The sequence below is a fragment of the Bacillus sp. B2-WWTP-C-10-Post-4 genome (assembly GCF_009183805.1).
GTDB lineage: Bacteria > Bacillota > Bacilli > Bacillales > Bacillaceae_G > Bacillus_A > Bacillus_A cereus.
Map to the genome: position 1 here is coordinate 6,294 of NZ_WEII01000055.1, position 24,898 is coordinate 31,191.

Below are 24,898 nucleotides of genomic sequence, written 5' to 3' on the forward strand. Positions count from 1 at the left end.
AATGGGAGACGTTATTGATATATATGGTTTATCACCTTTGCAAAAAGGAATACTGTTTCATACTTTATACGATCAAGATGATGAACATTCTTTTTCCTATATTGTACAAGTAGGTTTCTTGCTCGGGGGGCAATTGGATGTAGATACTTTTGAAAAGGCTTGGGAATATGTTATTAATCGACATGAGGTTTTACGTTCAGTATTTGTATGGGAGGAAGTAGAAAAGCCACTACAAGCGGTTTACCAACGTCTTCCTTTTACTATTCATCAAGAGGATTGGAGCACCTATCCACATGAGGAAAGGGTGAAGAAATTACAACAGTTTTTGAATGTAGATCGTAGAAAAGGATTTTTATTGGATGAAGCACCATTGATGAGAGTCACTGCGATTAAAGAAGCAAAAGAGGAAACGAGAATTATTTGGACACATCATCATATTTTGCTAGATGGATGGAGTGTGTCATTGGTCTTTAGTGAAGTGATGGAAGTTTATCTCAAGATGATAAAGGGAGAATTATTGACTCTTCCTAAATCTCTTCCTTATAAAAAATATATCCAGTGGATAAATAAACAAGATCAAAGTCAAGCAGAGGAATTTTGGAAAGAAGAATTAAAAGGGTTCTATGCACCTACGCCATTAGCAATGGAAAGAAAGGATCAAGGACAAGAGAAGGGCTATGGAGAGTGTGTTTATCAAGTATCTGAGAAACTTACTGAGAAGTTACAAGAGTGGGTACGAAATAGTCGATTAACGTTGAATACGTTAGTACAAGGTGCATGGGCTTATTTGATGAGTAGGTATAGCGGTGACAGTGACGTCGTATTTGGCGTAACTAGCGCTGGACGTCCTACTGATTTAATGGGAGCAGAGAATATGGTGGGGCTATTTATTAACACATTACCTACCAGAATTCGATTAACGGATAATACATCAGTAGTAGATTGGCTTCGTAAAATACAAATGAAAGAAATGGAACGAAGACAGTATGAGTATAATTCGTTGATAGATATTCAAGGCTGGAGTGAGGTTCCGCGAAATAGCTCCTTATTTCATACCTTGTATGTGTTTGAAAATTATCCAATTCAAGGTGAGAGAAATGATGATTTAAGATTACTAGATGTTACAAGCACGGAACAAACAAATTATCCTTTAACACTCATTGTAATGCCCGGTAAGAAAATTACTTTAAAGTTGATGTATGATCGAAGCTATTTTAATGAAGAAACAATAAATCTGATTCAGAATCACTTATTGCAAATATTAATTCAGATGACGAAGAGCCTAGATTCAAAACTATTTGAAATTACTCATTTAACAGAAGAAGAACAGATACAGTTACTAGAGGAATGGAATCATTCTCAATTTAATTATTCGGCTGAAGGCATGATTCATACGATGTTTGAGGAGCAAGTTAAAAAAACACCGGAAGCAATCGCGGCTAGTTACGAAAATGAACAAATTACCTATAAAGAGTTGGAGAAGCGTGCAAATCAGCTAGCTCATTATCTACAAAAGCATGGTGTAGGCCCAGAGTCTCTAGTTGGGGTATATATGGAACGTTCATTACAAATGATGATAGCGTTATTAGGTATTCTAAAATCAGGAGCAGCGTATGTTCCACTTGACCCTACTTATCCAGAGAGTCGACTTCGATATATATTAGAGGATGCTGGAATCGAAGTACTAGTGACGGAAGAGAATTCTAAAAATTTGTTTGTATCTGAAAATATAGAAACGATTTGTATGAATAAAGATTACACTGCAATTGAAAAAGAAGAATCAACCCCATGTATAAGTGGTGTAACAGGAGAAAATTTAGCGTATGTTATGTATACTTCAGGATCTACAGGGAATCCAAAGGGAGTAATGATTGAGCATCATTCAGTAATTAATTATCTAGAATGGATGCAACATAAATATCCGCTTTCTGAAAAGGATGTGGTCTTGCAGAAAACGCCATTCTCATTTGATGTCTCTGTTTGGGAATTGTTTTGGGGCATTCACGTTGGTGCAAGTGTATCTTTCCTACCTCCAGGTGGAGAAAAAGATCCTTCTATTATAGCTGAAGTGATTAAACAACATCAGGTTACTATAGTTCAATTTGTACCTTCGATGTTATCTGTTTTCTTAGACCACTTCAATCATATTGAATTGAACATGAATTGTTCGTCCGTACGCCATGTATTTTCTGGTGGAGAAGAACTAAGTTCAGGGTTGGTTAGACGATTTCAACAGAAATGGAATTATAGTGAACAAGTGAAATTAACCAACTTTTATGGACCAACTGAAGCCACTATTTATGTGAATGCATTTGATATTCAGCCTAATCAAGAATTTGTTTCTATTGGACAGCCAATACAGAACACGCAATTATATGTATTAGACCAAAATCAACGCTTGCAATCAATAGGAATTGAGGGTGAGTTATATATTGGTGGTGCTGGTTTAGCACGTGGATACTTAAATCGTCCCAATCTTACTGCTGAAAAATTCGTTTCGCATCCATATCGATTTGGGGAACGACTATATCGTACAGGAGATTCAGTAAGATATTTAACTGATGGAAATTTAGAATTTATAGGTAGAATGGACCACCAAGTCAAAATGCGTGGTTTTAGGATTGAATTAGGAGAAATTGAAGCGACTTTAGAAAAATGTTCGTTTATTAAAGAGGCTGTCGTATTAGTTAGAGAAGATCGTCCAGGTGATCAACGATTGGTTGCATATGTAATAAGCGATGGAAATACTGAGGAGTGGAGAGAGTATTTACAAAAACAATTACCGAATCATATGATTCCAGCGCACTTTATAGAGTTAGAACACTTCCCGCTTACTCCAAATGGGAAAATTGACCGAAAGGCCTTGCCAGCACCTGATGAGCAAGCTATTGAAGATTTAAATGTGCTACCTCGGACGCCATCGGAAGAGCTTATTGCCTCGGTTTGGAGTCAAGTGTTAGGAACAGAAAATATTGGCATTCAGGATTCCTTCTTTGAACGTGGTGGGCACTCACTACTTGCTACTCAAATTGTCTCTCGATTGCAAGAAATGTTCCAAATTAAAATTCCATTACGTGAACTTTTCAAGCACGATACAGTGGAAGCATTGGCGAAACGAGTGGATCAGTTACGAAAAGAAGATAAAAAACGAGAGGTTGCTCCTCTTGTACCTATGAAACGAGAAGAAGTTATCCCACTTTCCTATGCGCAGAAACGTCTATGGTTTATTGATCAATTAATGCCAAATAGTGCTATGTACAATATTCATGCAGCGTGTCGCTTAACAGGTAAATGGTCAATTGAAGCATTGGAGGTCGGATGGAATCAATTGTTGGAGCGTCATGAATCATTAAGGACGACAATTCTAGAACAAGAGGGTGAACCTTTTCAACAGGTTCAATCTCATGTGTTCAGGCATATTCCTCAAACGAATCTAACAGATCTTTCTTTGGAAGATAGGGAAAGAGAAATGAAACGCCTTATTCAAAACGAGGCGGAGGAACCATTTCATTTTGGACAAGGTCCTCTGATTCGAACACGAATATTGAAAGTGGACAGGGAAGAATGGGTTCTCATTTGTACGATGCATCATATTATTTCAGATGGATGGTCAATGGGAATCTTACTTGAAGAATGGATGGCTTTTTATGAAGGAGCACTAACCGGAAAAACAGTGGAATTGAAGGAGTTATCTATCCAATATGCAGATTTTGTCATGTGGCAGAAGGAATGGCAAAAAGAGGAGAGTTTGAATCAGCATCTTCAATATTGGAAGGAAGAATTATCTGGGGAACTACCGGTTTTACAATTACCGATGGATCGTCCTCGACCTGCAGTTCAAACCCATCGTGGTGCAAGTCAGTCCTTAATAGTGGCGAATTCCTTACAGGAAAAGCTCAAAGATTTAAGTTTGCAAGAAGGATGCACTTTATTTATGACCTTGATGGCAGCGTATCAAAGCTTCCTTTCTCGTTATACAGGACAGGACGACATTATAGTTGGAAGCCCCATCGCTAATCGAAATGTGAAAGAGATTGAGGGATTAATAGGATTCTTTGCAAATACGTTAGTTTATCGAGCTGATTTCAGTGGAAATCCGACGTTCCAAGAACTATTGTCGCAGATAAGAAAAAAAGCACTAAAAGCATACGAGTATCAGGACATCCCATTTGAGAAAGTGGTAGAATCCGTAAAACCTGAACGGAATACAAGTCATTCACCAATATTCCAAACTATGTTTACTTTACAGAATACGAAACAAGAGTTTCTTCAGCTATCCGAAAGACAAATGGAACTCATGGAAAGCTATGTTTCTGTTGCCAAATTTGATTTGAGTTTATTTGCTTCTGAGACGGAAGAAGGATTATCACTAACCTTTGAATATAATACTGATTTGTTTAATGATACAACCATTAAACGTATGGTAAATCATTTTGAACATTGGTTAAATCAAATTGCCTCTTATCCAAAATGTTTATTATCAGAATTGAATATGTTATCGAAAGTGGAATATAAGCAACTACTAGAGGAATGGAATGAATCAGCCGTTATAGATATAGAAGATAGTACGATTCATACAATGTTTGAAGAACAAGTGGAAAAAACACCAGAAGCAATTGCAGTAGTGTGCGAAGATGAAGAACTAACATATCGAGAGTTGGACGAACGCTCGAATCAGTTGGCACATTATTTACAAAAAAATGGTGTAACACGCGAAACATTGGTTGGGATTTGCGTTACACGTTCATCCGAGATGATTGTCGGTCTCTTAGGAATTATGAAGGCGGGAGGAGCATATGTCCCAATTGATCCAGCGTATCCGGAAAGTCGACTGCAGTACATTTTAGAAGATGCTCAAATAAAGGTACTGGTGACACAGGAAAAGTTACAACAAAAAATGGTTATACCTACATTCGTTAACGTTATTTGTATTGATCGTAATCGAGTAGAAATAGAACAAGAAGTTACTACGGTATGCACGAGTGAAGTGACGGGTGATAACTTAGCCTATATTATCTATACTTCAGGTTCCACGGGAAATCCAAAGGGAGTAATGATTGAGCACAGGAATACAGTAACAATGATTCATTGGGCGCATCATACGTATTCTCGAAAGGAATTAGCGGGAGTATTAGCTTCAACTTCACTATCTTTTGATTTATCTGTTTTTGAAGTATTTGTTCCCTTAACGATGGGTGGTAAGGTGATTGTCGCTGAAAATGCTCTACATCTAGACAAGTTGTCTACCAAAGGTGTGACTTTGGTTAATACTGTGCCATCGGCAGCAAAGGAACTGGTTCGAGCAAAAACAATTCCTTCTTCAGTAAAGGTAATGAATTTGGCTGGAGAACCGTTACCATATCCGCTTGTTCAAGATTTATACGAGAGAAGTACGATTGAGAAGGTGTTCAACTTATATGGACCGTCTGAAGATACTACGTATTCCACGTATATGGAATTAGAAAAGGGTGTCATGCATAGGGTACCACCAATTGGTAAACCAATCTTCAATACAGAAGTATATGTATTGAGTGCTGAACAAAAAATGGTTCCAATTGGTGTAGTTGGTGAGTTGTACATTGGTGGATCAGGGTTAGCACGTGGATATTTAAAACGCCCTGACTTAACGAAAAATCGATTTATAACGCATCCGTTTAAAGAAGACGAGCGAGTATACCGGACTGGAGATCTAGTAAGGTATTTGCCGGATGGAAATTTGGAGTATGTTGGACGAATTGATCATCAGGTGAAAATTCGTGGGTTCCGGATTGAACTAGGAGAAATCGAAGCGGTATTACAAAAGCATACATTAGTTAACGAAGCTATTGTGATGGTGCGGGAAGATTATCCTGGCGATCCACGTTTGATTGCCTATGTTGTAGGAGACGGGGATGCTCAAAAGTGGCGTGATTATCTCAAGGAACAACTACCAAACTATATGATTCCATCCTATTTTGTTGGATTAAATGCATTTCCACTTACTCCTAATGGGAAAATTGATAGGAAGGCTTTACCAGCACCAGAGAAGCAGGAGATAGCAAGTTGTTATATTGCTCCTCGTACGTCTACGGAAAAAACAATTGTTTCGATATGGCATGAAGTTTTAGGCATGGAAAACATCGGAATTCAAGATTCGTTTTTTGAAATTGGTGGACATTCATTACTTGCTACGCAAGCTGTTTCCAATCTTAAAGAGGCTTTTGGAATCGAGATACCATTGCATGATTTATTTATATTTCATACGGTGCAGCAATTGGCAGAACAGATTGATCAATTGCTCGATAACAAAAATCAAGAAATGCAGAATGATAGTAAGGAGAATATAAGCCTTCAAGATTATATTCAAAAAGAAGCAGAAGTCAGTAATGATGAAGAATTACTGGAACTGCTTAAGCAATTAGAAGAGTTATCAGAGGAAGAAGCACAAGGGATATTTGAGAGTAATTTGATTGAGGAAGGGGTAAAAAAATGAGAAGTGATTTACTTGCAAAGCTGAGTTCACTTTCTCCTGAGAAGAGAGCGTGGCTTCAGAAGCAAATGCAAAAAAAGGAGAATAAAGAAGCACTCCCGTTGTCTTATGCACAACAACGTTTGTGGTTTATGGACAGATTTAACCCAAACAGTTCTTTATATAATATTCCAACAGTATGGCATCTAAAAGGAAATTGGATACCTGAAGCATTAGAGAAGGGATTCAATCGACTCATTGAACGTCATGAATCATTACGAACTGTTTTTAAAGAAATAGGAGAACAGCCTGTGCAACAAATTGTCGAATTCCTTCCTAGAGCATTACCTGTAAGGGATTACTCTCAACTTCCTCTAGAAGTAAAAGAAAAAGAGGTAGATAGTTTAATTGCGAGAGAAGCGCAAGAACCATTTGATTTAATGAATGGTCCTTTAATTCGTAATCAGCTTGTTCAATTAGAGAAGGATGAATGGTTATTACTGTGTACGATGCATCATATTATTTCTGATGCTTGGTCCATTGGTATATTCATGAATGAATGCCTTGCTTTCTATGAAGAAGAAACAGGCGGAAATCCTGCTAAATTAAGTTCATTATCTATTCAATATGCAGACTTTGCGAAGTGGCAAAAGGAGTGGTTGCAAGGTGATGTGCTAAATCGTCAGCTTACGTATTGGCAGGAAGAATTGTCTGGTGAGCTTCCTATTTTACAACTGCCAGTGGATCGACCTCGACCGGTTAAGCAGACTTACTCTGGGGCTGCGCATCACGTGATTTTTCCTTATAAATTGCTCAGTCAATTGAAGGATATAAGTCGACAAGAAGGGTCCACTTTATTTATGACTTTAATGGCCGCATACCAGAGCTTTCTCGCTCGTTATACGGGACAAAAAGATATTCTAGTTGGTAGCCCGATTGCAAATCGGAACCATAAGGGAGTAGAAGGATTAATTGGTTTCTTTGTTAATACGTTGGTTTATCGATCAGATTTGAGTGGCACCCCTACTTTTCGGGAGATTTTGAACCAAACAAAGAAAAAGGCGTTAAAAGCTTACGAATATCAAGATATACCATTTGAAAAAGTGGTAGAAGCTGTGCAACCTGAACGAAGCATGAGTCATTCCCCTATATTTCAGACCATGTTTACGCTACAGAATATAAAACAAGAACGACTAGATTTGCCTGATAGAAGTATTGAAATGGTAGAAAGTAATATGTCTATTGCTAAATTTGATTTGAGCTTAACTGCCTATGAAGTGGAAGAAGGTCTATTCGTCTCATTTGAATACAACACGGATTTATTTGATAGTAGTACCATTGCACGTATGGCAGGACATTTTGAGAACTGGCTAAACGAAATCACGTATCATCCAGATGAATCATATACAAAGCTGTCAATGTTATCGGATACTGAGCAAAAACAACTCCTAGAAGAATGGAATGATACGGACGTAGTTTATGGTCATGATTGTATGATTCATGAGCTATTTGAGCAGCAAGTTGCACGGACACCTGACGCAGTGGCGGTAGTTTATGAGGGTGGAAAGCTAACGTATCAAGAACTAAATGAAAAATCGAATCAATTGGCACATTTTCTACAAAAACGAGGTATCGGACCTGAATCATTGGTTGGTATATGTATTGAACGTTCTCCTGATATGATTATCGGTCTCTTTGGGATTTTGAAGGCAGGTGGGGCTTATGTCCCACTGGACCCAAGTTATCCTGAAAACCGCCTGAGATATATTTTGGAGAATTCACAAATTCAAGTGCTGTTAACAAAAGAGGCACTACAGGACTGGTTACCTAAAGATATTCAAGCAATTTGTTTAGACCGGGATCAAGTGATGATTTCTAAAGAGAGTAATTTAGCTCCGGTAAGTGGAGTAACAGCAAATAACTTAGCCTATATTATATACACTTCGGGTTCGACAGGAAATCCAAAGGGGGTAATGATTGAACATCATTCCGTTATCAACCGCCTACAGTGGATGCAGAAAAAATACCCATTGTCTGAGGAGGATACAATCCTACAAAAGACACCGTTTTCGTTTGATGTTTCTGTCTGGGAATTATTTTGGTGGTCATTTGTAGGAGCACGTGTTTGTTTACTTCCACCAGGAGGAGAGAAAGATCCTGCGGTGATTGAGGAGTATATTGAACGATACCGTGTGTCCACCATGCATTTTGTTCCGTCGATGTTATCTACTTTCTTAGATTATATGGAATTATATAATTCGAAAAGGGATGTATCGTCTTTAATTCAAGTTTTTACTAGTGGAGAAGCGTTAAACACTGAACAGGTTCGCCGGTTTAAGGGGATCTTTTACAATGCTCAGCAAACAAAGTTAATTAACTTGTATGGTCCTACTGAAGCAACTGTGGATGTGACTTATTACGATTGTGATTTAGAAAAAGAACCAATGCTTATTCCGATTGGTCGTCCGATTGATAATACAGAGTTGTATGTGTTAGACCAATATCAACAAGTGGTCCCGATTGGTGTGGCAGGGGAACTTTACCTTGGAGGAGTAGGATTAGCACGTGGCTACTTCAATCGACCGGATTTAACTACTGAACGTTTTATTCCGCATCCCTTTAAGGACGGGGAACGATTATATCGAACGGGTGACTTGGTTAGATATATAAATGATCGTAACTTAGAATATATTGGAAGAATAGATAACCAAGTTAAAATTAGAGGATTCCGAATTGAATTGGGAGAAATAGAAGCAGCTTTACATGATCACTCATCTGTAAAAGAGGCAGTCGTGTTGGTGAAGGAAGATCGACCAGGAGATAAGCAGTTAGTAGCTTATGTAGTGGGTGAAGGGGATACTGGGGAGTGGCGTGAATATCTCAAGAAGCAATTACCACATTATATGGTTCCGGCATACTTTTTCCAAATTGAAGGTATGCCACTTACTCCAAATGGTAAAGTGAATCGGAAAGCATTATTGGAATTAGAAGAACAGTTCATAAGTGAAGATATTACTTCATCACGAACACCAGTGGAGGAGCTCATCGTTTCCGTTTGGAGCCAAGTGTTAGGAATAAAAAATATTAGTGTTCAGGATTCCTTTTTTGAAATCGGTGGTCATTCACTACTAGCTACTCAAGTAGTGTCACGTTTACAGGGAATTTTTCAAATCGAATTACCAGTACGTGAACTATTTGAATATACAACGGTGGAGTCACTGGCAAAGCGATTAGAACAGTTACGTAAAGGAGATAAAAAACGAGAGATTCCGCCACTAATACCAATGAAACGAGGAGAAGCTATTCCACTATCTTATGCCCAACAACGTTTATGGTTTATTGATCAATTTACACCTAATAGTGCCCTTTACAATATGCCAATGGTATGCCGTCTTACAGGGAATTGGCTACTTGAAGCATTGGAAACGGGATGGAATCAACTAATAGAACGTCATGAATCACTGCGGACGGTCTTTCAAGAAGTGAATGGTCAACCCGTACAGCAAATTGAACCGTATGCTTTTCAATCAATTCCGAAAACGGATTTAACTATGCTTTCTTCTGAAGATCAAGAAGAAGAAGTTAAACGTTTAATTCAACAAGAAACAGAAGTGCCATTTGATTTAACAGAGGGTCCATTAATCAGGACAAGTATTTTGCACGTGGGAGAGGAAGAATGGATACTCCTTTGTACTCTACATCATATCATTTCAGATGGATGGTCAATGGGAATCCTACTTGAAGAATGGATGGCATTTTATGAGAAAGCAACGAATGGAAAGGTAGCGGAACTTGAACCATTACCGGTTCAATATGCCGACTTTGCTCAGTGGCAAAAAGGATGGCTAAAGGAGGAGGTGCTTGATCAACAACTCCAATATTGGAGGGAAGAATTGTCTGGGGAGCTTCCTGTACTCCAACTTCCTGTGGATCGCCCGCGTCCCGCAATACAAACTCATCACGGGTCGACATACACTCTGGTTCTGCCAAGCACGCTACATGATAAATTGCATGAACTTAGTCGAAAAGAAGGGGCTACGCTCTTCATGACGCTTTTAGCTGCATATCAAAGTTTTCTATCTCGTTATACGGGACAAGAAGATATTCTGGTCGGAAGCCCAATTGCGAATCGGAATTATAGAGAAATTGAAGGACTAATTGGTTTCTTCGTTAACACGCTAGTTTATCGAGCTAATTTGAGTGGTAGACCGACATTTCAAGATGTACTGTATCAGGTTCGTCAAAAGGCATTGAAGGCGTATGAATATCAAGATATTCCATTTGAAAAAATTGTAGAAGTTGTGCAACCGGAGCGAAGTACAAGTCATTCGCCAATCTTCCAGACTATGTTCATCTTGCAAAATATGAAACAAGAGTTACCGGTGTTATCGAGTAGAAGTATTGAAATGATAGAAAGCCATAGTCCAATTGCAAAGTTTGATTTAAGTGTAATGGCAGTTGAGACGGAAGAGGGATTACTTTTTACTTTTGAGTACAATAAGGATTTATTCAATGCTACTACTATTGAACGGATGGCAGGACACTTTGAGAAATGGCTACATGAAGTTTCTCATCGCCCACAAAATCCGTTGCATGACCTGAGCATGCTATCAGAAACCGAGCGTACTTTGTTATTAGAAACATGGAATGACACTGTAATGGAAATGTCTCATCAGGGTCTTATTTGCGACAAAGTTGAGGAGCAAGTAGCAAGGCGTCCTGATGCGATTGCGATAGTTGATCAAACAAAACAGTGGACTTATGGTGAATTGGATACACAAGCAAATCAGTTGGCAAATGTTTTACAGCGAAAGGGAGTAGCCCCAGAGTCAGTGGTAGGGGTTTATCTTCCGAGGTCAGCTGAGCTGATGGTAAGTTTACTAGGCATTTTAAAAGCTGGTGGAGCTTATGTCGTTTTAGATCCGTTGTATCCAAAATCAAGGTTAGAATACATGATTGAAGATGCAGGAATTCAATTTGTAGTGACGGCGGAAGGACAAGAAGGACATTTCGCACACGTCGAAATGGTGAGGTTAGAAGAATTAACGGTGGAAAGCGTAATCGCACCTACACGTCAAATAAATCCAGAGAACTTAGCCTATATTGTTTATACCTCTGGTTCTACAGGAAAACCGAAGGGTGTCATGGTTGAATATCGCTCATTAATGAATATGGTTTCTTGGCATCAGGAAGTTTATCATATTTCAGCAGAGGATCGTGCGACTCAGATTGCAGGGGTTGCTTTTGATTCGGCTGTTCAGGAGATCTGGCCGTATCTAACTGCTGGCGCAGCACTCTACTTGTCAACAGAGGAACTGAGAATTAATCCAGAAGCACTAAGGGACTGGCTCATTGATTCACGAATAACAGCTAGCTTTGCACCTACGCCTATTCTGGAAAGACTCTTGAAATTATCTTGGCCAGATAAAACGGATCTTCGTTTTATCATTACTGGTGGGGATCAATTAACGCAGTATCCATCTAACGATATTCCTTTTGCGGTAATTAATCAGTATGGTCCATCGGAAAATACCGTTGTTACCACAGATTGTTATGTACCTGTAGGAGTGACAACAGGTACGCCATCGATTGGTCGACCGATTGCGAATACAGAAGTTTATGTGTTAGATTCTCATCTTCAGCTAGTACCAATTGGTGTAATTGGAGATCTCTATATCGGAGGGAAGAGTCTTGCACGTGGATATGCTAATCGTCCGGATCTTACAAAGGAAAAATTTATTCCACATCCTTTCAAGTCAGGAGAACGTCTCTATTATACAGGAGACAAAGCAAGTTATCTTTCTGATGGTAATCTCCAGTTCCATGGACGTATAGATGACCAAGTAAAAATTCGTGGTTTCCGGATTGAATTGGGAGAAATAGAAGCTGTTTTGCAGGCGCATTCTTCTGTGAAAGAAGCTGTTGTATTGGTGCGAGAGGATAATCAAGGTGATAAGAGATTAGTAGCTTATGTAGTTGGTAAAGGAAGTGTCCATGGATGGCGAGAACATCTACAAACACATTTACCTAATTACATGGTTCCAACAAACTTTATTGAGATGGAATTTTTACCACTTACACCGAATGGAAAACTTGATTTGAAGGCATTGCCTATACTTAGTGAACAATTCGCTGAAAATACTGTATACCCAAGAACTCCGCTGGAAGAACTTATTGCTTCAGTGTGGAGTCAAGTGCTAGGAATAAGAGACATTGATGTTCAGGATTCTTTCTTTGAGCTCGGTGGTCACTCTCTACTTGCTACACAAGTGGTCTCACGCTTACAGGAAGTCTTTCAAATCAAATTGCCAGTACGTGAACTGTTCGAATATTCAACGGTCGAGGCATTATCGAAACGAATAGATCAGTTACGTAAGGGGAGTGAAAAACGAGAAATTCCACCATTGATGCCGATGGAACGAGGGGGAAATATTCCACTGTCTTATGCCCAACAGCGCTTATGGTTTATTGATCAATTTGCACCTAATAGTGCACTTTATAATATGCCGATGGTATGCCGGCTTACAGGGAATTGGTTACCTGAGGCATTGGAGTTGGGATGGAATCAGTTGATAGAGCGTCATGAATCTTTGCGGACTGTATTTTATGAAGAGGATGGCCATCCTGTGCAGCAGATTCAACCGTACGTTTTCCGTCCGCTTCTACAAATGGACTTAACTAAGCTTTCATTAGAGGAGCGAGAAAGAAAGTTGGAGCAATGGATTCAAACTGAAGTCGAATCTCCATTTGATTTAGAACAAGGGCCGTTATTCCGTGGGAAACTCATAAGAATTTCAGAAGAAGAATGGATTCTTCTGTGTAATATGCATCATATTATCTCGGATGGGTGGTCGATGGAAATCTTGCTTCAAGAATGGATGGCATTTTATGAGAATGCGATTGGTGAAAAACAAGCAGAGCTGGAACCACTACCAGTTCAATATGCCGATTTTGCTCAGTGGCAAAGAGACTGGTTGAAAGATGAAGTACTATATCAACAACTTGCATATTGGAAGGAAGAATTATCTGGTGAGTTACCAGTCTTAATGTTGCCAATGGATCGTCCGCGTCCGCCAGTGCAAACCCACCATGGATTAACTCATAATGTTTTGTTGTCACGCTCATTACTGGATAAATTAAATGAACTAAGTCGTCAAGAAGGGGCCACACTTTTCATGACCTTATTGGCATCGTATCAAAGTTTCCTTGCTCGTTATACGGGACAAACGGATATTATTGTTGGCAGCCCAATTGCAAATCGAAATTATCGAGAAATTGAGGGGCTAATTGGTTTCTTTGTCAACACCTTGGTTTATCGAGCTGATTTAAGTAATGCACCGGCATTTCAAGAGTTGTTATCTCAAGTACGGATAAAAGCATTGAAGGCGTATGAGTATCAAGATGTTCCGTTTGAGAAAATTGTAGAGGTTATCCAACCTGAACGAAATACAAGTCATTCTCCGATTTTCCAAACCATGTTTACTTTGCAAAATACGGGACAGAAGCTACCAGAACTACATGGAAGAAATATAGAAGTAATGGAAAGTAATGCTCCGATCGCTAAGTTTGATTTAAGTTTAACTGCTGCAGAAGTGGAAGAGGGTTTATTACTTACTTTTGTTTATAGAACTGATTTATTTGACAGCTTAACTATTGAATCCATGGCTGAACATTTTGGGAACTGGTTGAATGTAATCGTGGAGAATCCTGATAAATCATTAGCTAAGTTGCCTATATTATCAGGATTACAGCAAAAACAGTTGGAAGAGTGGAATAATGGTGCTGTAGCATATCCACAGGAAAGTACGATTCATCAGCTGTTTGAAGAGCAAGTAAATCGTACACCTGATGCGGTAGCAGTGGTAGATGAAAAACAGCAGTTAACATATCGAGAGCTGAATGAAAAAGCTAATCAATTGGCCCACTATCTTCAGCAATGTGGGATTGGGACTGAATCATTAGTTGGAATTTGCTTTGAGCGTTCAGTTGAGATGATTGTTAGTATTATGGGGATCTGGAAGGCTGGAGCAGCATATGTTCCATTGGACCCATCATATCCAGAAAGTCGCCTACGATATATTTTGGAGGACACTGAAATTCAAGTATTAGTTACGAATGAGTCATTGGAAGGTTGGATACCCAAAGAAGTCAAGGCAGTTTGTCTAGATAGGGATCAGGCAATGATTTCAAAAGAAAGCATTTTTTTACCAAAATGTGAAGTAACAGGAGAAAACCTAGCGTATGTTATCTATACTTCGGGATCGACGGGGAATCCAAAGGGTGTCTTGATACAGCATCATTCTGTACTAAACTTGTCGCATGGTTTACAAAAAGAGGTTTTCGAACATGAGATACCATCTAACATGCATGTCGGTTTAAATGCGTCAATTGCCTTTGATGCATCTATTCAGCAATTACAAATGCTGCTTTATGGTTCAAGTTTGTATATTATTCCGAATGAAGTACGAAGTGATCCGGAACAGTTTGTAGCTTATATTAGGGAGAACAAGTTAGCAATCTTTGATATAACGCCTTCAATGCTTCAATTACTTATAGATGCCGGATTGTTAGAAACGTACGATGGTGTTCATGTTCCAAGTAAGGTATTGGTTGGCGGCGAAGCGATTATGCCGTCATTATGGGAACAGCTAGTAGAGACTGATAAAATACAGTTTTATAATGTATATGGTCCTACAGAATGTACGGTTGATGCAACATGCTATCATATTAAAAAAGATAGTAAGAGAGTAACAATTGGGCGTCCATTGCCTAACATCCAAACTTATGTATTAGATAGAAATAGGTTGCCAGTTCCAGTTGGTGTGATGGGGGAACTTTATATCGGAGGAGCAGGTCTAGCAAGGGGGTACTTGAATCGTCCAGAGTTAACATCCGAACGATTTATTTCTCATCCATTCAAAGAAGGCGAGAGGTTATATAGAACAGGTGATCTTGTGAGATATCTTCCTGATGGTAATATAGACTACTTAGGAAGAATGGATAATCAAGTGAAGATTAGAGGATTTCGAATTGAACTTGGAGAGATTGAGTCGACCTTACAGGAGCATTACTTAGTAAAAGAGGCAGTTGTAATGGTTAGGGAAAATCAGTCGGGAGATAAGAGGCTGGTAGCTTATGTAGTGGGCGAAGGCAGTTTAGAAGAATGGCGAGAGTACCTTAAAACAAAACTGCCAATCCATATGATACCTTCCTACTTTGTCGAAATGAAAGAATTACCGCTAACCATAAATGGAAAGGTTGATCGGAAATCGTTACCTATACCAGATTATCAAGGAACAAAAGAAGGATACGTGGCCCCAAGAAATGAACGTGAACATAAGCTTTCTATCATTTGGGAACGTGTGCTAGGTTCAAAACGTATTGGTATGAATGATAACTTCTTTGAAATTGGTGGAGATTCAATTCTTAGCATTCAGATTGTCTCGCGCGCGAAGCAAGTTGGTTTACAATTGACACCAAAACAAATATTTGAACACCAAACGATTGCTGAGTTGGCGCAAGTAGTCAAAGAAGAACAAGGTGTACAAGCTGAACAGGGAATTATAACTGGAGAGACGATACTTACACCTATTCAGCAAAGGTTTTTTGCACAAAATCATCCTAACCCACATCATTGGAATCAATCCATGTTCTTTAGAACGAAAGAGAAATTGGACATAGGATCACTGGAAAAGGCGGCAGGTAACCTTCTACTTCATCATGATGCTCTGCGTTTAAGATATGAACGTTTATCTAATGGGGTTTGGAAACAGTGGAATGAAGGAATAGAAGAACAATTGATGCTTACTGTCATTTCATTAGACGAAGTGCCGGAAGCTGATTGGCATCAGGTTATTCAAAAAGAGATTAATGTTGCACAAGAAAGTTTGAATTTATATGATGGTCCGCTAATGAGAATGGTGTATTTTGATGAAGGTGAGCACGCTGGCCGATTATTTTGGACAATTCATCATTTAGCCGTGGATGGTGTTTCTTGGCGAATTTTATTGGAAGATTTGCAAACAGCATATACGCAAGTAGTCCAAGGGCAGAAAATTCAATTACCTATGAAGAGTACATCTTTTAAAGAATGGTCGGAGAAATTACATCATTACGCTGAAACGGGCCTATCAAAAGAAGTGCTACATTACTGGGAGGAGCAGGCTGAACAAGACGTAGTTAAATTGCCGGTAGATGGTACTATAAGTAATCCAGTAAGCGCAGTAACTGAGGAAATTACTGTGGTGTTAAATGAGAATGAGACCCGTATGTTATTGCAAGAGACTTTAAGCACTCACCGTGTCCAAATCAATGAAGTATTATTAGCAGCATTAGTACAAGCTACGGCAGCATGTACGGGGCAGCCGATATTGAGCGTAGATTTAGAGGGACATGGTCGAGAAGAGATTATTGAAGATGTTGATTTATCGAGAACTGTGGGATGGTTTACAAGTATTTACCCAGTTCATTTAAATATTACTAGTGCTAATACGCCAATTGAAGCATTAAAAGCAGTTAAAGAACAAGTTCGCAAAATTCCTAATAAGGGTGTTGATTATGGGGTGTTGCGTTACATGAACGCAACAATGTGTGAGCAATTAAGCTCCCAATATACACCGTCTATTAGTTTTAACTATCTTGGACAATTTGACCAAATGTTTTCTAGCGATGCAATGTTTATTCCGGAGAACGAATTTAAGCGTTTAGATCATGCTGCCGGTTCCAAGCGATCGCATGTAATTGATGTAATTGGGGTTGTAACGGATGGAAAACTTCAGTTCACTTGGGTATACAATGTTGGACAATTTGCCAAATCAACGATTCAAAGTATTGCACAGAATATGCTATATCAACTGAGTACATTGATTCAATTTTCAGATAGAGAATCTGCACTGACCATTTCGGATTTTACAATGGCTAATCTTAGCCAAGAAGGTTTGACAAATGTACTAAACAAAATGCATCGCGGAAAGAACAATCAGATTACTGATTTATATCCACTATCACCTTTGCAAGAAGGTATGATTTTCCACACATTGCATGACCAAGGGGATGAACATGTTGCACCGTATATAGTGCAATTGAGTTTTATGATTCGAGGAAAAATGAATATTCCTACATTTGAGCAGGCGTGGAAATCTGTAATTCAGCGGCATGAAATTTTTCGTACAGGATTTGTATGGGACGAAATTGAAGAACCTGTACAAGTGGTGTATGAAAATATCCCATTTAAAGTGAATAAAGAAGACTGGCGTACAATGACAAGTGAAGAGATAGAGGAAAAAAGAAAAGTCTTTTTGGCATTAGATCGAAAACAAGCCTTCCAATTTGATGAAGCACCATTGATGCGGGTAACAGTCATTCAAGAAGGTGAGGAAGAATATCGGATTGTTTGGACCCATCACCATATTTTACTGGATGGATGGAGTTTACCATTAGTATTTAATGAATTACTTACAGTCTATCAGAAGAGAATGAATGGAGAAGCTGTGAAGTTACCTAAGTCCTCACCATATAAGAAATATATCCAATGGTTAAGAGAGCAAGATAAGGAGCAGGCGGAACAATTCTGGAGAGAGAAGCTAAAAGGTTTTACTGCGCCAACTTTGCTGGGCTTAGAAAGTAAAGAGGAAGAAAAAGGTTACACAGAGAAGGTTACGTATTTATCAGAAGAGCAGACTCAAGCGTTACAAGGATGGGCGAAACGCAATAAACTTACTTTGAGTACAGTAATTCAAGGTGCATGGGCATATCTCATGAGCCGATATAGTGGAGAAAATGACATTGTTTTTGGTGTAACAAGCTCAGGGCGTTCTACGGAGATTATTGATGTTGAAAACATCGTAGGTCCTTTCATTACAACGTCACCGACGCGAATTCAATTGATGGATGATATAAAATTAATAGATTGGTTGCAGAAGATACAAGAGGAAGAGATAGAAAGAAGACAATATGAGTATGCTTCTTTGACAGAGATTCAGGGGTGGAGTGAAGTTCCTAGAGGAATACCGCTGTTCAATAGTTTATATGTGTTTGAAAATTATCCAGTGAAAGAGGAGTCTTCAGAAAATCTGGAAATTGGTGAATTGGAAGGGGTAGAACAAACCCACTACCCATTAGGGTTAGCTGTAGTTCCAGGAATCCAGTTATCGTTAAAGTTAATGTATGACCGTAGTAAGTTTAATAGAGTAACCATTGAACGAATGCTGGGTCATTTACACAAAGTGTTAATGCAAATGCTCAAAAACATTGATCAAAATCTATCGGAGCTAGTATATATTACGGAAGCTGAACAAAGAAAGCTATTGGAAGAATGGAATAATAATACTATATCCTATCCACGTGAGAATGCAATTCATCAACTATTCGAAGAGCAAGTAAATCGTACGCCTGACGCGTTGGCAGTGGTAGATGAAAAACAGCAACTAACATATCGAGAGCTGAATGAAAGAGCTAATCAATTAGCCCATCATTTACAGAAATGTGGAATTGGGACAGAGTCATTAGTTGGCCTCTGCTTTGAGCGTTCAGTTGAGATGGTTGTTGGTCTCATGGGAATTTGGAAGGCTGGAGCAGCCTATGTTCCATTAGATCCATCGAATCCGGAAAGCCGCCTACAATATATTTTAGAAGACACAGGAATTAAAGTGTTAGTTACAAATGAAGTATTACTAGGCTGGATTCCTAAAGACATTAAGACAGTTTGCCTAGATAGGGACCAAGCAATGCTTTCTCAAGAAAGCAAACTTTCACCAATATGTGAGGTAACAGGGGAAAACTTAGCGTATGTTATCTACACTTCTGGTTCGACAGGGAATCCAAAGGGAGCTTTAGTACAGCACCATTCTGTAATAAACCTATCATATGGTTTACAAAAAGAAGTTTTCTCACATGAGATACCTAGTAATATGCGCGTTGGTTTGAATGCATCAATTGCCTTTGATGTATCTATTCAGCAATTACAAATGCTGCTTTATGGTTCAAGTTTATATATTATTCCAAGTGAAGTTCGCACTAATCCAGAACAATTTGTGTCCTATATTAGGGAGAATAAATTGGAAATGTTTGATATGACACCTTCATTACTTCAATTACTAATAGATGGAGGATTGCTAGAAATAAGTGCTGATGTTCATGTACCAAGCAAGATATTGGTCGGTGGTGAAGCAATCATGCCGTCATTATGGGAACAGCTAGTAGAGACTGAAAAGATTGATTTTTATAACGTATACGGTCCTACAGAATGTACAGTTGATGCAACATGCTATCATATCAAAAAAGATAGTAAGAGAGTAACAATTGGATGTCCATTGCCGAACGTTCAAACTTATGTATTGGATAAAAATTTGTTACCTGTTCCAGTTGGTGTAACAGGTGAGCTATATATTGGGGGTGCAGGTATAGCGAGAGAATACTTGAATCGCCCAGAATTAACAGCAGAGCGATTCATCTGTCATCCATTTAATGAAGAAGAGCGTTTATATCGTACGGGAGATTTGGTTCGTTATTTACCTGATGGTAATTTAGATTACTTGAGAAGAATTGATAATCAAGTGAAAATTAGGGGCTTTCGTATTGAACTTGAAGAGATTGAAGCGAGTATAGAGAGGCATCCATTGGTAAAAGAAGCAGTAGTTTTGGCAACAGAGGATAAATTAGGAGAGCAGAGATTGGTTGCTTATGTAGTTGGAGATGGTAGTATGCATGAGTGGCGTGAGTATCTCAAGACACAAGTACCAAATTATATGGTTCCCGCACACTTTATTAAGGTAGACGAGATTCCTCTTACAACGAATGGCAAAGTTGATCGAAAGGCATTGAACAATCTAACTATTCATAGAGAAAATAACTTCTCTACACCAATCATTCCAAGGGATGAAATTGAATATCAGTTGATTAAAATCTGGCAGGATGTGTTACAGATAGAAGATGTCTATGTAAATGATGATTTCTTTAATAGAGGAGGACACTCTCTCCTTGTAATTAAATTAGTTTCAAAAATTAGGGAGAAGTTTGGAAAAGAGATTAAGGTGTCTACATTGATTAAGAATCCAACAGTGGAAGGAATCGCATGCCTTATTCGTGATAAGCATGATATGACGAAATCAGTAGCAGCGCTAGTTTCACTACAAGAATCAGAAAAAAGACCTTTCTTCTGCGTTCATCCGTTTATGGGGAATGTATTCTGTTACATTCAACTAGCAAGATTGCTTAAGAGCCATTGTTCATTTTATGGTTTACAGAATCCTCTTATAGAAAAGAAAGAAATTGACGAGTTAACTTTGCCGGAAGTAATTCAACTTTACATCGAAGAAATAAAACGTGTTCAGCCAGAAGGTCCATATCGTCTTGGAGGATGGTCTTTAGGCGGTGCGATTGCTTATGAAATCGCAACTGTACTAAGGAGTCAAGGTGAGGAAGTTGAGTTGTTGGTACTAATGGATACAAAAGTACCTTCAGAGCAGGATCATAAAACAAGGGAGGATATGCTCTCATATATATATGAGCATTTCATTCCTAGAGATTTTACTGAGCAGGAAGAAGGCCTCATCCATAAACAAGATATGCTTGTAGAGCGATTAATTATGGAAGGAGTACTCCCGCCTGATGCAGATCTTATCAATTTGAAGCAAGTTATCAATGCTCATAGGAAATGCCTGAATATAATGGCAGAGCATGATTTAATACCATACTCTGGAGAAGTTCTCTACTTTAGTGCTGAGGAAGGAAAAGAGTTGTTTACAGAATGGGGACCTTTATTAAAAGGTAGAGTAAATAAGTATTCAGTCCCTGGATCACATGAAGAAATAGTGGATTCACCTGCAGTTGAAAAAATAGCTATGTATCTACTAAATGAATTTGAAGGAATAATAGAGAAATCCATTTTATTAACGGAAAAGTAGAGAGTATAAAAGATGCAACGTAATGAACGAAAAGGGGAGACCAATACCTGCATATCAAGTGTAGGGAATAATGAATATATTAAGAGCATTACTTTTTAAGGGGATAATGTAAAAAGTAATTGGTAGAGGCATAGAAATCTTTGTAATAGAAGCGAATGCCTGATGATATTACTGAGGAAAGGTGCATATTTTCATTGATATGTAAATATGCACCTTTTCTATTGTATATGCAATTTAATAAAGTTAATTTGAATTTCCGTAACGTTCATATATGAAGTAATTCTTTAAAAAAGGACGTGATTTATCATACAAATTCAAGCTGTGAAAATACCAAAGAATATTGAAAGTCATTTGTTTAAGCAACTTAGTAACTTAGTTTCAAATGAGAAGAAAGAACGAATGAAGCGTTTATTAAATTCATGCGACATTAATAGGACCCTGATAGGAGATTTACTAATCCGATCTCTAATCTGCCAAAAGTATAAAATTAATAATGAAGAAATTAGATTTATATATAATGAGTATGGAAAACCTTTTGTTGAAAACTTTTCTGACTTTCATTTTAATCTGTCACATTCAGGAGAATGGGTGGTTTGTACTACTGCTAATTTTAATGTGGGTATTGATATAGAAAAGATTTCAGAGATAGAGGCTCTTAAATTAGCAAATGAATTTTTTTCAGAGGAAGAATTTTATGATATATCTAATATAAATTCTGATGAACAAATTAATTATTTTTATGATTTATGGACATTAAAAGAAAGTTATATAAAAACGATTGGAAAAGGGCTTTATACCCCATTAAATTCATTCTCTATAAAAAAAGAATCACGAACTTTAATTTCATACCAGAATATACCTAAAAACTTTTACTTTAAACAATATAACATTGATCCAAATTATAAGTTATCTGCTTGTGCAACAAGGGATGAATTTCCGCAAGAGATAATAATTAAAGACATTTATGCAATTTGCCAAAATATATACAAATTTGAAAGTAAGGAGAAAATCAATGCAGAAGACTAAACTTTTTTGCTTTCCACATGCTGGGGGATCTGCGTTTAGTTACGCAAAATGGAAAAATCACTTTAATCCATCTATTGAGGTAGTCCCGATAGAGTTAGCTGGCAGAGGATATAGAATTGAAGAAAACTTGTACCAAAGTATGGAAGAGGCAGTAAATGATGTCTACAATAAAATAGTTATGCAGATAGATGATTCGCCCTACATTCTATTCGGGCATAGCATGGGAAGTTTGATCGCCTATGAAGTAGCCAGAAAAATAAAAGATTCTAAAAACGTATCGCCTGAATTTCTTGTTTTGTCCGGTAGAAATCATCCAAATAGTAAAATAAAAAATATCCGACATAATCTTTCTAATGAGCAATTTAAAAGAGAAGTTATTGCAATGGGAGGTACACCATATGGGGTACTGCAATCAGAAGAATTAATGGAGATTTTTCTCCCTATTCTAAGAGCAGATTTTAAAATCGTTGAGACGTATATTCATGACAAAAATACACAACCATGTGATATTGATTTTCTTATATTTAATGGGGAAAATGATGAATTTACTACATATGATCAAGTAATAAAATGGGAACGATACACAAGTAAAACGTGTACTTTTCATTCTTTTGAAGGTAATCATTTCTTTCTAAATGAAAATATTGAAGAAATAGCAAATAGTATTAAAAGAAAGTTAGATTCTAAAAGATTATCAAATAGTTTTTAGAGTTTTATAAGTATGCTCATAGCTAACAAAGAAAAATATGAAAGATGAAAAATACAGGCATTGTTGAAATTTTATTGAATATATGCATAGAATCCTAAACGAACTGTTTAAAGGCAGAGACTCTAAGAAAAATGTATATGAATTAACTTTAGTTTAAGTTGGCTTTACCTATAATACCATCAAGATTCCTTATTATACTTAGTACAAAGTACACAACAGTTAGAGAGGCTGTATGTAAAGCAAATGAATATGTGAAGTGAAAAGGCCGACTCTTATAATTATGAGTGGGCCTTTTGGTTTTATGGATATCAAATTAGTGAGCAACATTTCAAAGGGTATCTTGTGATATAACTAAGTAGAATTTTTTAAACAAGGGGATGATGAGATGAATAAATTGAAGGGGAAAATTGCATTAGTAACAGGGGCTAGTAGAGGAATAGGCCGAAGTATTGCATTACATTTGGCACATGCTGGTGCGTTAGTCGTTGTTCACTATAGTAAAAGAAATGAAGAAGCAGAAAGTGTAGTGGATAAAATTAAACAAGATGGCGGTTCCGCATTTGCGATTCGTGCAGACTTAAGTACTTTTAATGGCATTAATAAGTTGTATGCAATGATGGATCAATCTCTTCAAAAATATATAGGTAATACTACATTTGATATCCTTGTAAACAACGCTGGAATTGGGCAGGTTTTAACATTAGAGGAATCTACAGAGGAGTCTTTTGATGAGGTTATGAATATTAATGTGAAAGCTCCATTTTTCATTATTCAGAAGGCTTTGCCACGTTTAAAAGATGGGGGACGGATTATAAATATTTCGTCTTTTGTCACAAGGGTAGCCTCCCCAAGTGTTTTTGCCTACAGTATATCTAAGGGGGCAATAAATACACTCACTCATACTTTAGCTCAACAACTTGGTGTTCGTGGTATTACAGTAAATGCAATTCTCCCAGGCATAATTAACACAGAAATGAATGCTGAGACATTGGGCAATCAAGATGGACAAAAATATGCTGCAGGTTTATCGACCTTTAATAGGTGGGGAGAACCTAATGATATAGCTGATATTGTAGGTTTTCTTTCATCATCAGACAGTCGTTGGATAACTGGTGAGTTAATTGATGCAAGTGGTGGATCTTGCTTATAATATTAGAGGAAAAGCCAACTTAAATTAAGTTGACTTTGCAATTCTATTATTTGTTTGTTAAACCAGTGAACTATGTACCATTTTTTAGTTCTTAGAATAGTCACCTTGAGATGGGGCCAAATGTAGTAAGTCAATTAGGGGAGAGAACTAATTATGCTTTAGTATGATTTATGATAAGTATAAATGGTAAAAAGCAATGAATATGCACAATTTCATATGTAAATAGGTACTTTTTGTTAACTCTTTTAAAGGGAAGGAAATGTATGAAATTATTATGATAGAATCAATTTGTATTAAATCGAAAGGGGATGAGAGTATGCTAAAAAGAATGATTATAGGAGTTTCATCATTATTAGTGGGAGCAACAGTTGGTTTAGCGACTGATGTATCCGCAGCACCTGCACCACCATTAACATCATTAAATGTGGTAAAAGTTGAATCTCAATTAGGCGGGGTTGAATTTATTGGTCCTAATAATTTAAGTACAGCTAAAGATCACGGAGGGAGCTATTTATACATTTATACAAATGAAATGGGATATGGTAGAAATCCAATTGCTCAAATGAGTGGTCAAAAACTAAAAAAAGTAGATTCTAAGATGATTGATATAAATGGGGATAGAACAGTGGATGGATGGGAATATAAATGGGATGCTTCAGGAC

The 24,898-nt window shown here is 37.7% G+C and carries 6 protein-coding genes; all 6 read left to right on the plus strand.

The window, feature by feature from the left end:
• The first annotated feature begins 1 nt into the window (after window position 1).
• A complete protein-coding gene (locus GBN78_RS19530; RefSeq protein ID WP_152127627.1) occupies window positions 2-6,472 on the plus strand; it encodes a non-ribosomal peptide synthetase in 6,471 nt (2,156 codons plus the stop codon).
• Entirely contained in the window at window positions 6,469-21,351 is a 14,883-nt protein-coding gene (locus tag GBN78_RS19535) for a non-ribosomal peptide synthetase (RefSeq protein WP_152127628.1), read from the plus strand. Before GBN78_RS19530 ends, GBN78_RS19535 begins: the two co-directional genes overlap by 4 nt.
• A gap of 321 nt (window positions 21,352-21,672) precedes the next feature.
• Window positions 21,673-22,377 carry a 4'-phosphopantetheinyl transferase family protein gene (locus GBN78_RS19540; RefSeq protein ID WP_152127629.1) on the plus strand — a complete coding sequence of 235 codons (705 nt, stop codon included), beginning with the start codon at window positions 21,673-21,675 and terminating at the stop codon, window positions 22,375-22,377.
• Window positions 22,364-23,086, plus strand: a complete 723-nt coding sequence (locus GBN78_RS19545; protein WP_152127630.1) for a thioesterase II family protein — start codon at window positions 22,364-22,366, stop codon at window positions 23,084-23,086. The genes GBN78_RS19540 and GBN78_RS19545 overlap by 14 nt, the downstream gene beginning before the upstream one ends.
• A gap of 385 nt (window positions 23,087-23,471) precedes the next feature.
• The gene (locus tag GBN78_RS19550) at window positions 23,472-24,236 is read left to right on the plus strand and encodes an SDR family oxidoreductase (RefSeq protein WP_152127631.1); all 765 of its coding nucleotides are present in this window, start codon (window positions 23,472-23,474) and stop codon (window positions 24,234-24,236) included.
• Window positions 24,237-24,495: 259 nt separating this feature from the next.
• Window positions 24,496-24,898, plus strand: a 403-nt coding sequence (locus GBN78_RS19555; protein ID WP_152127632.1) for a DUF4879 domain-containing protein, incomplete at its 3' end; no start/stop codon positions are given.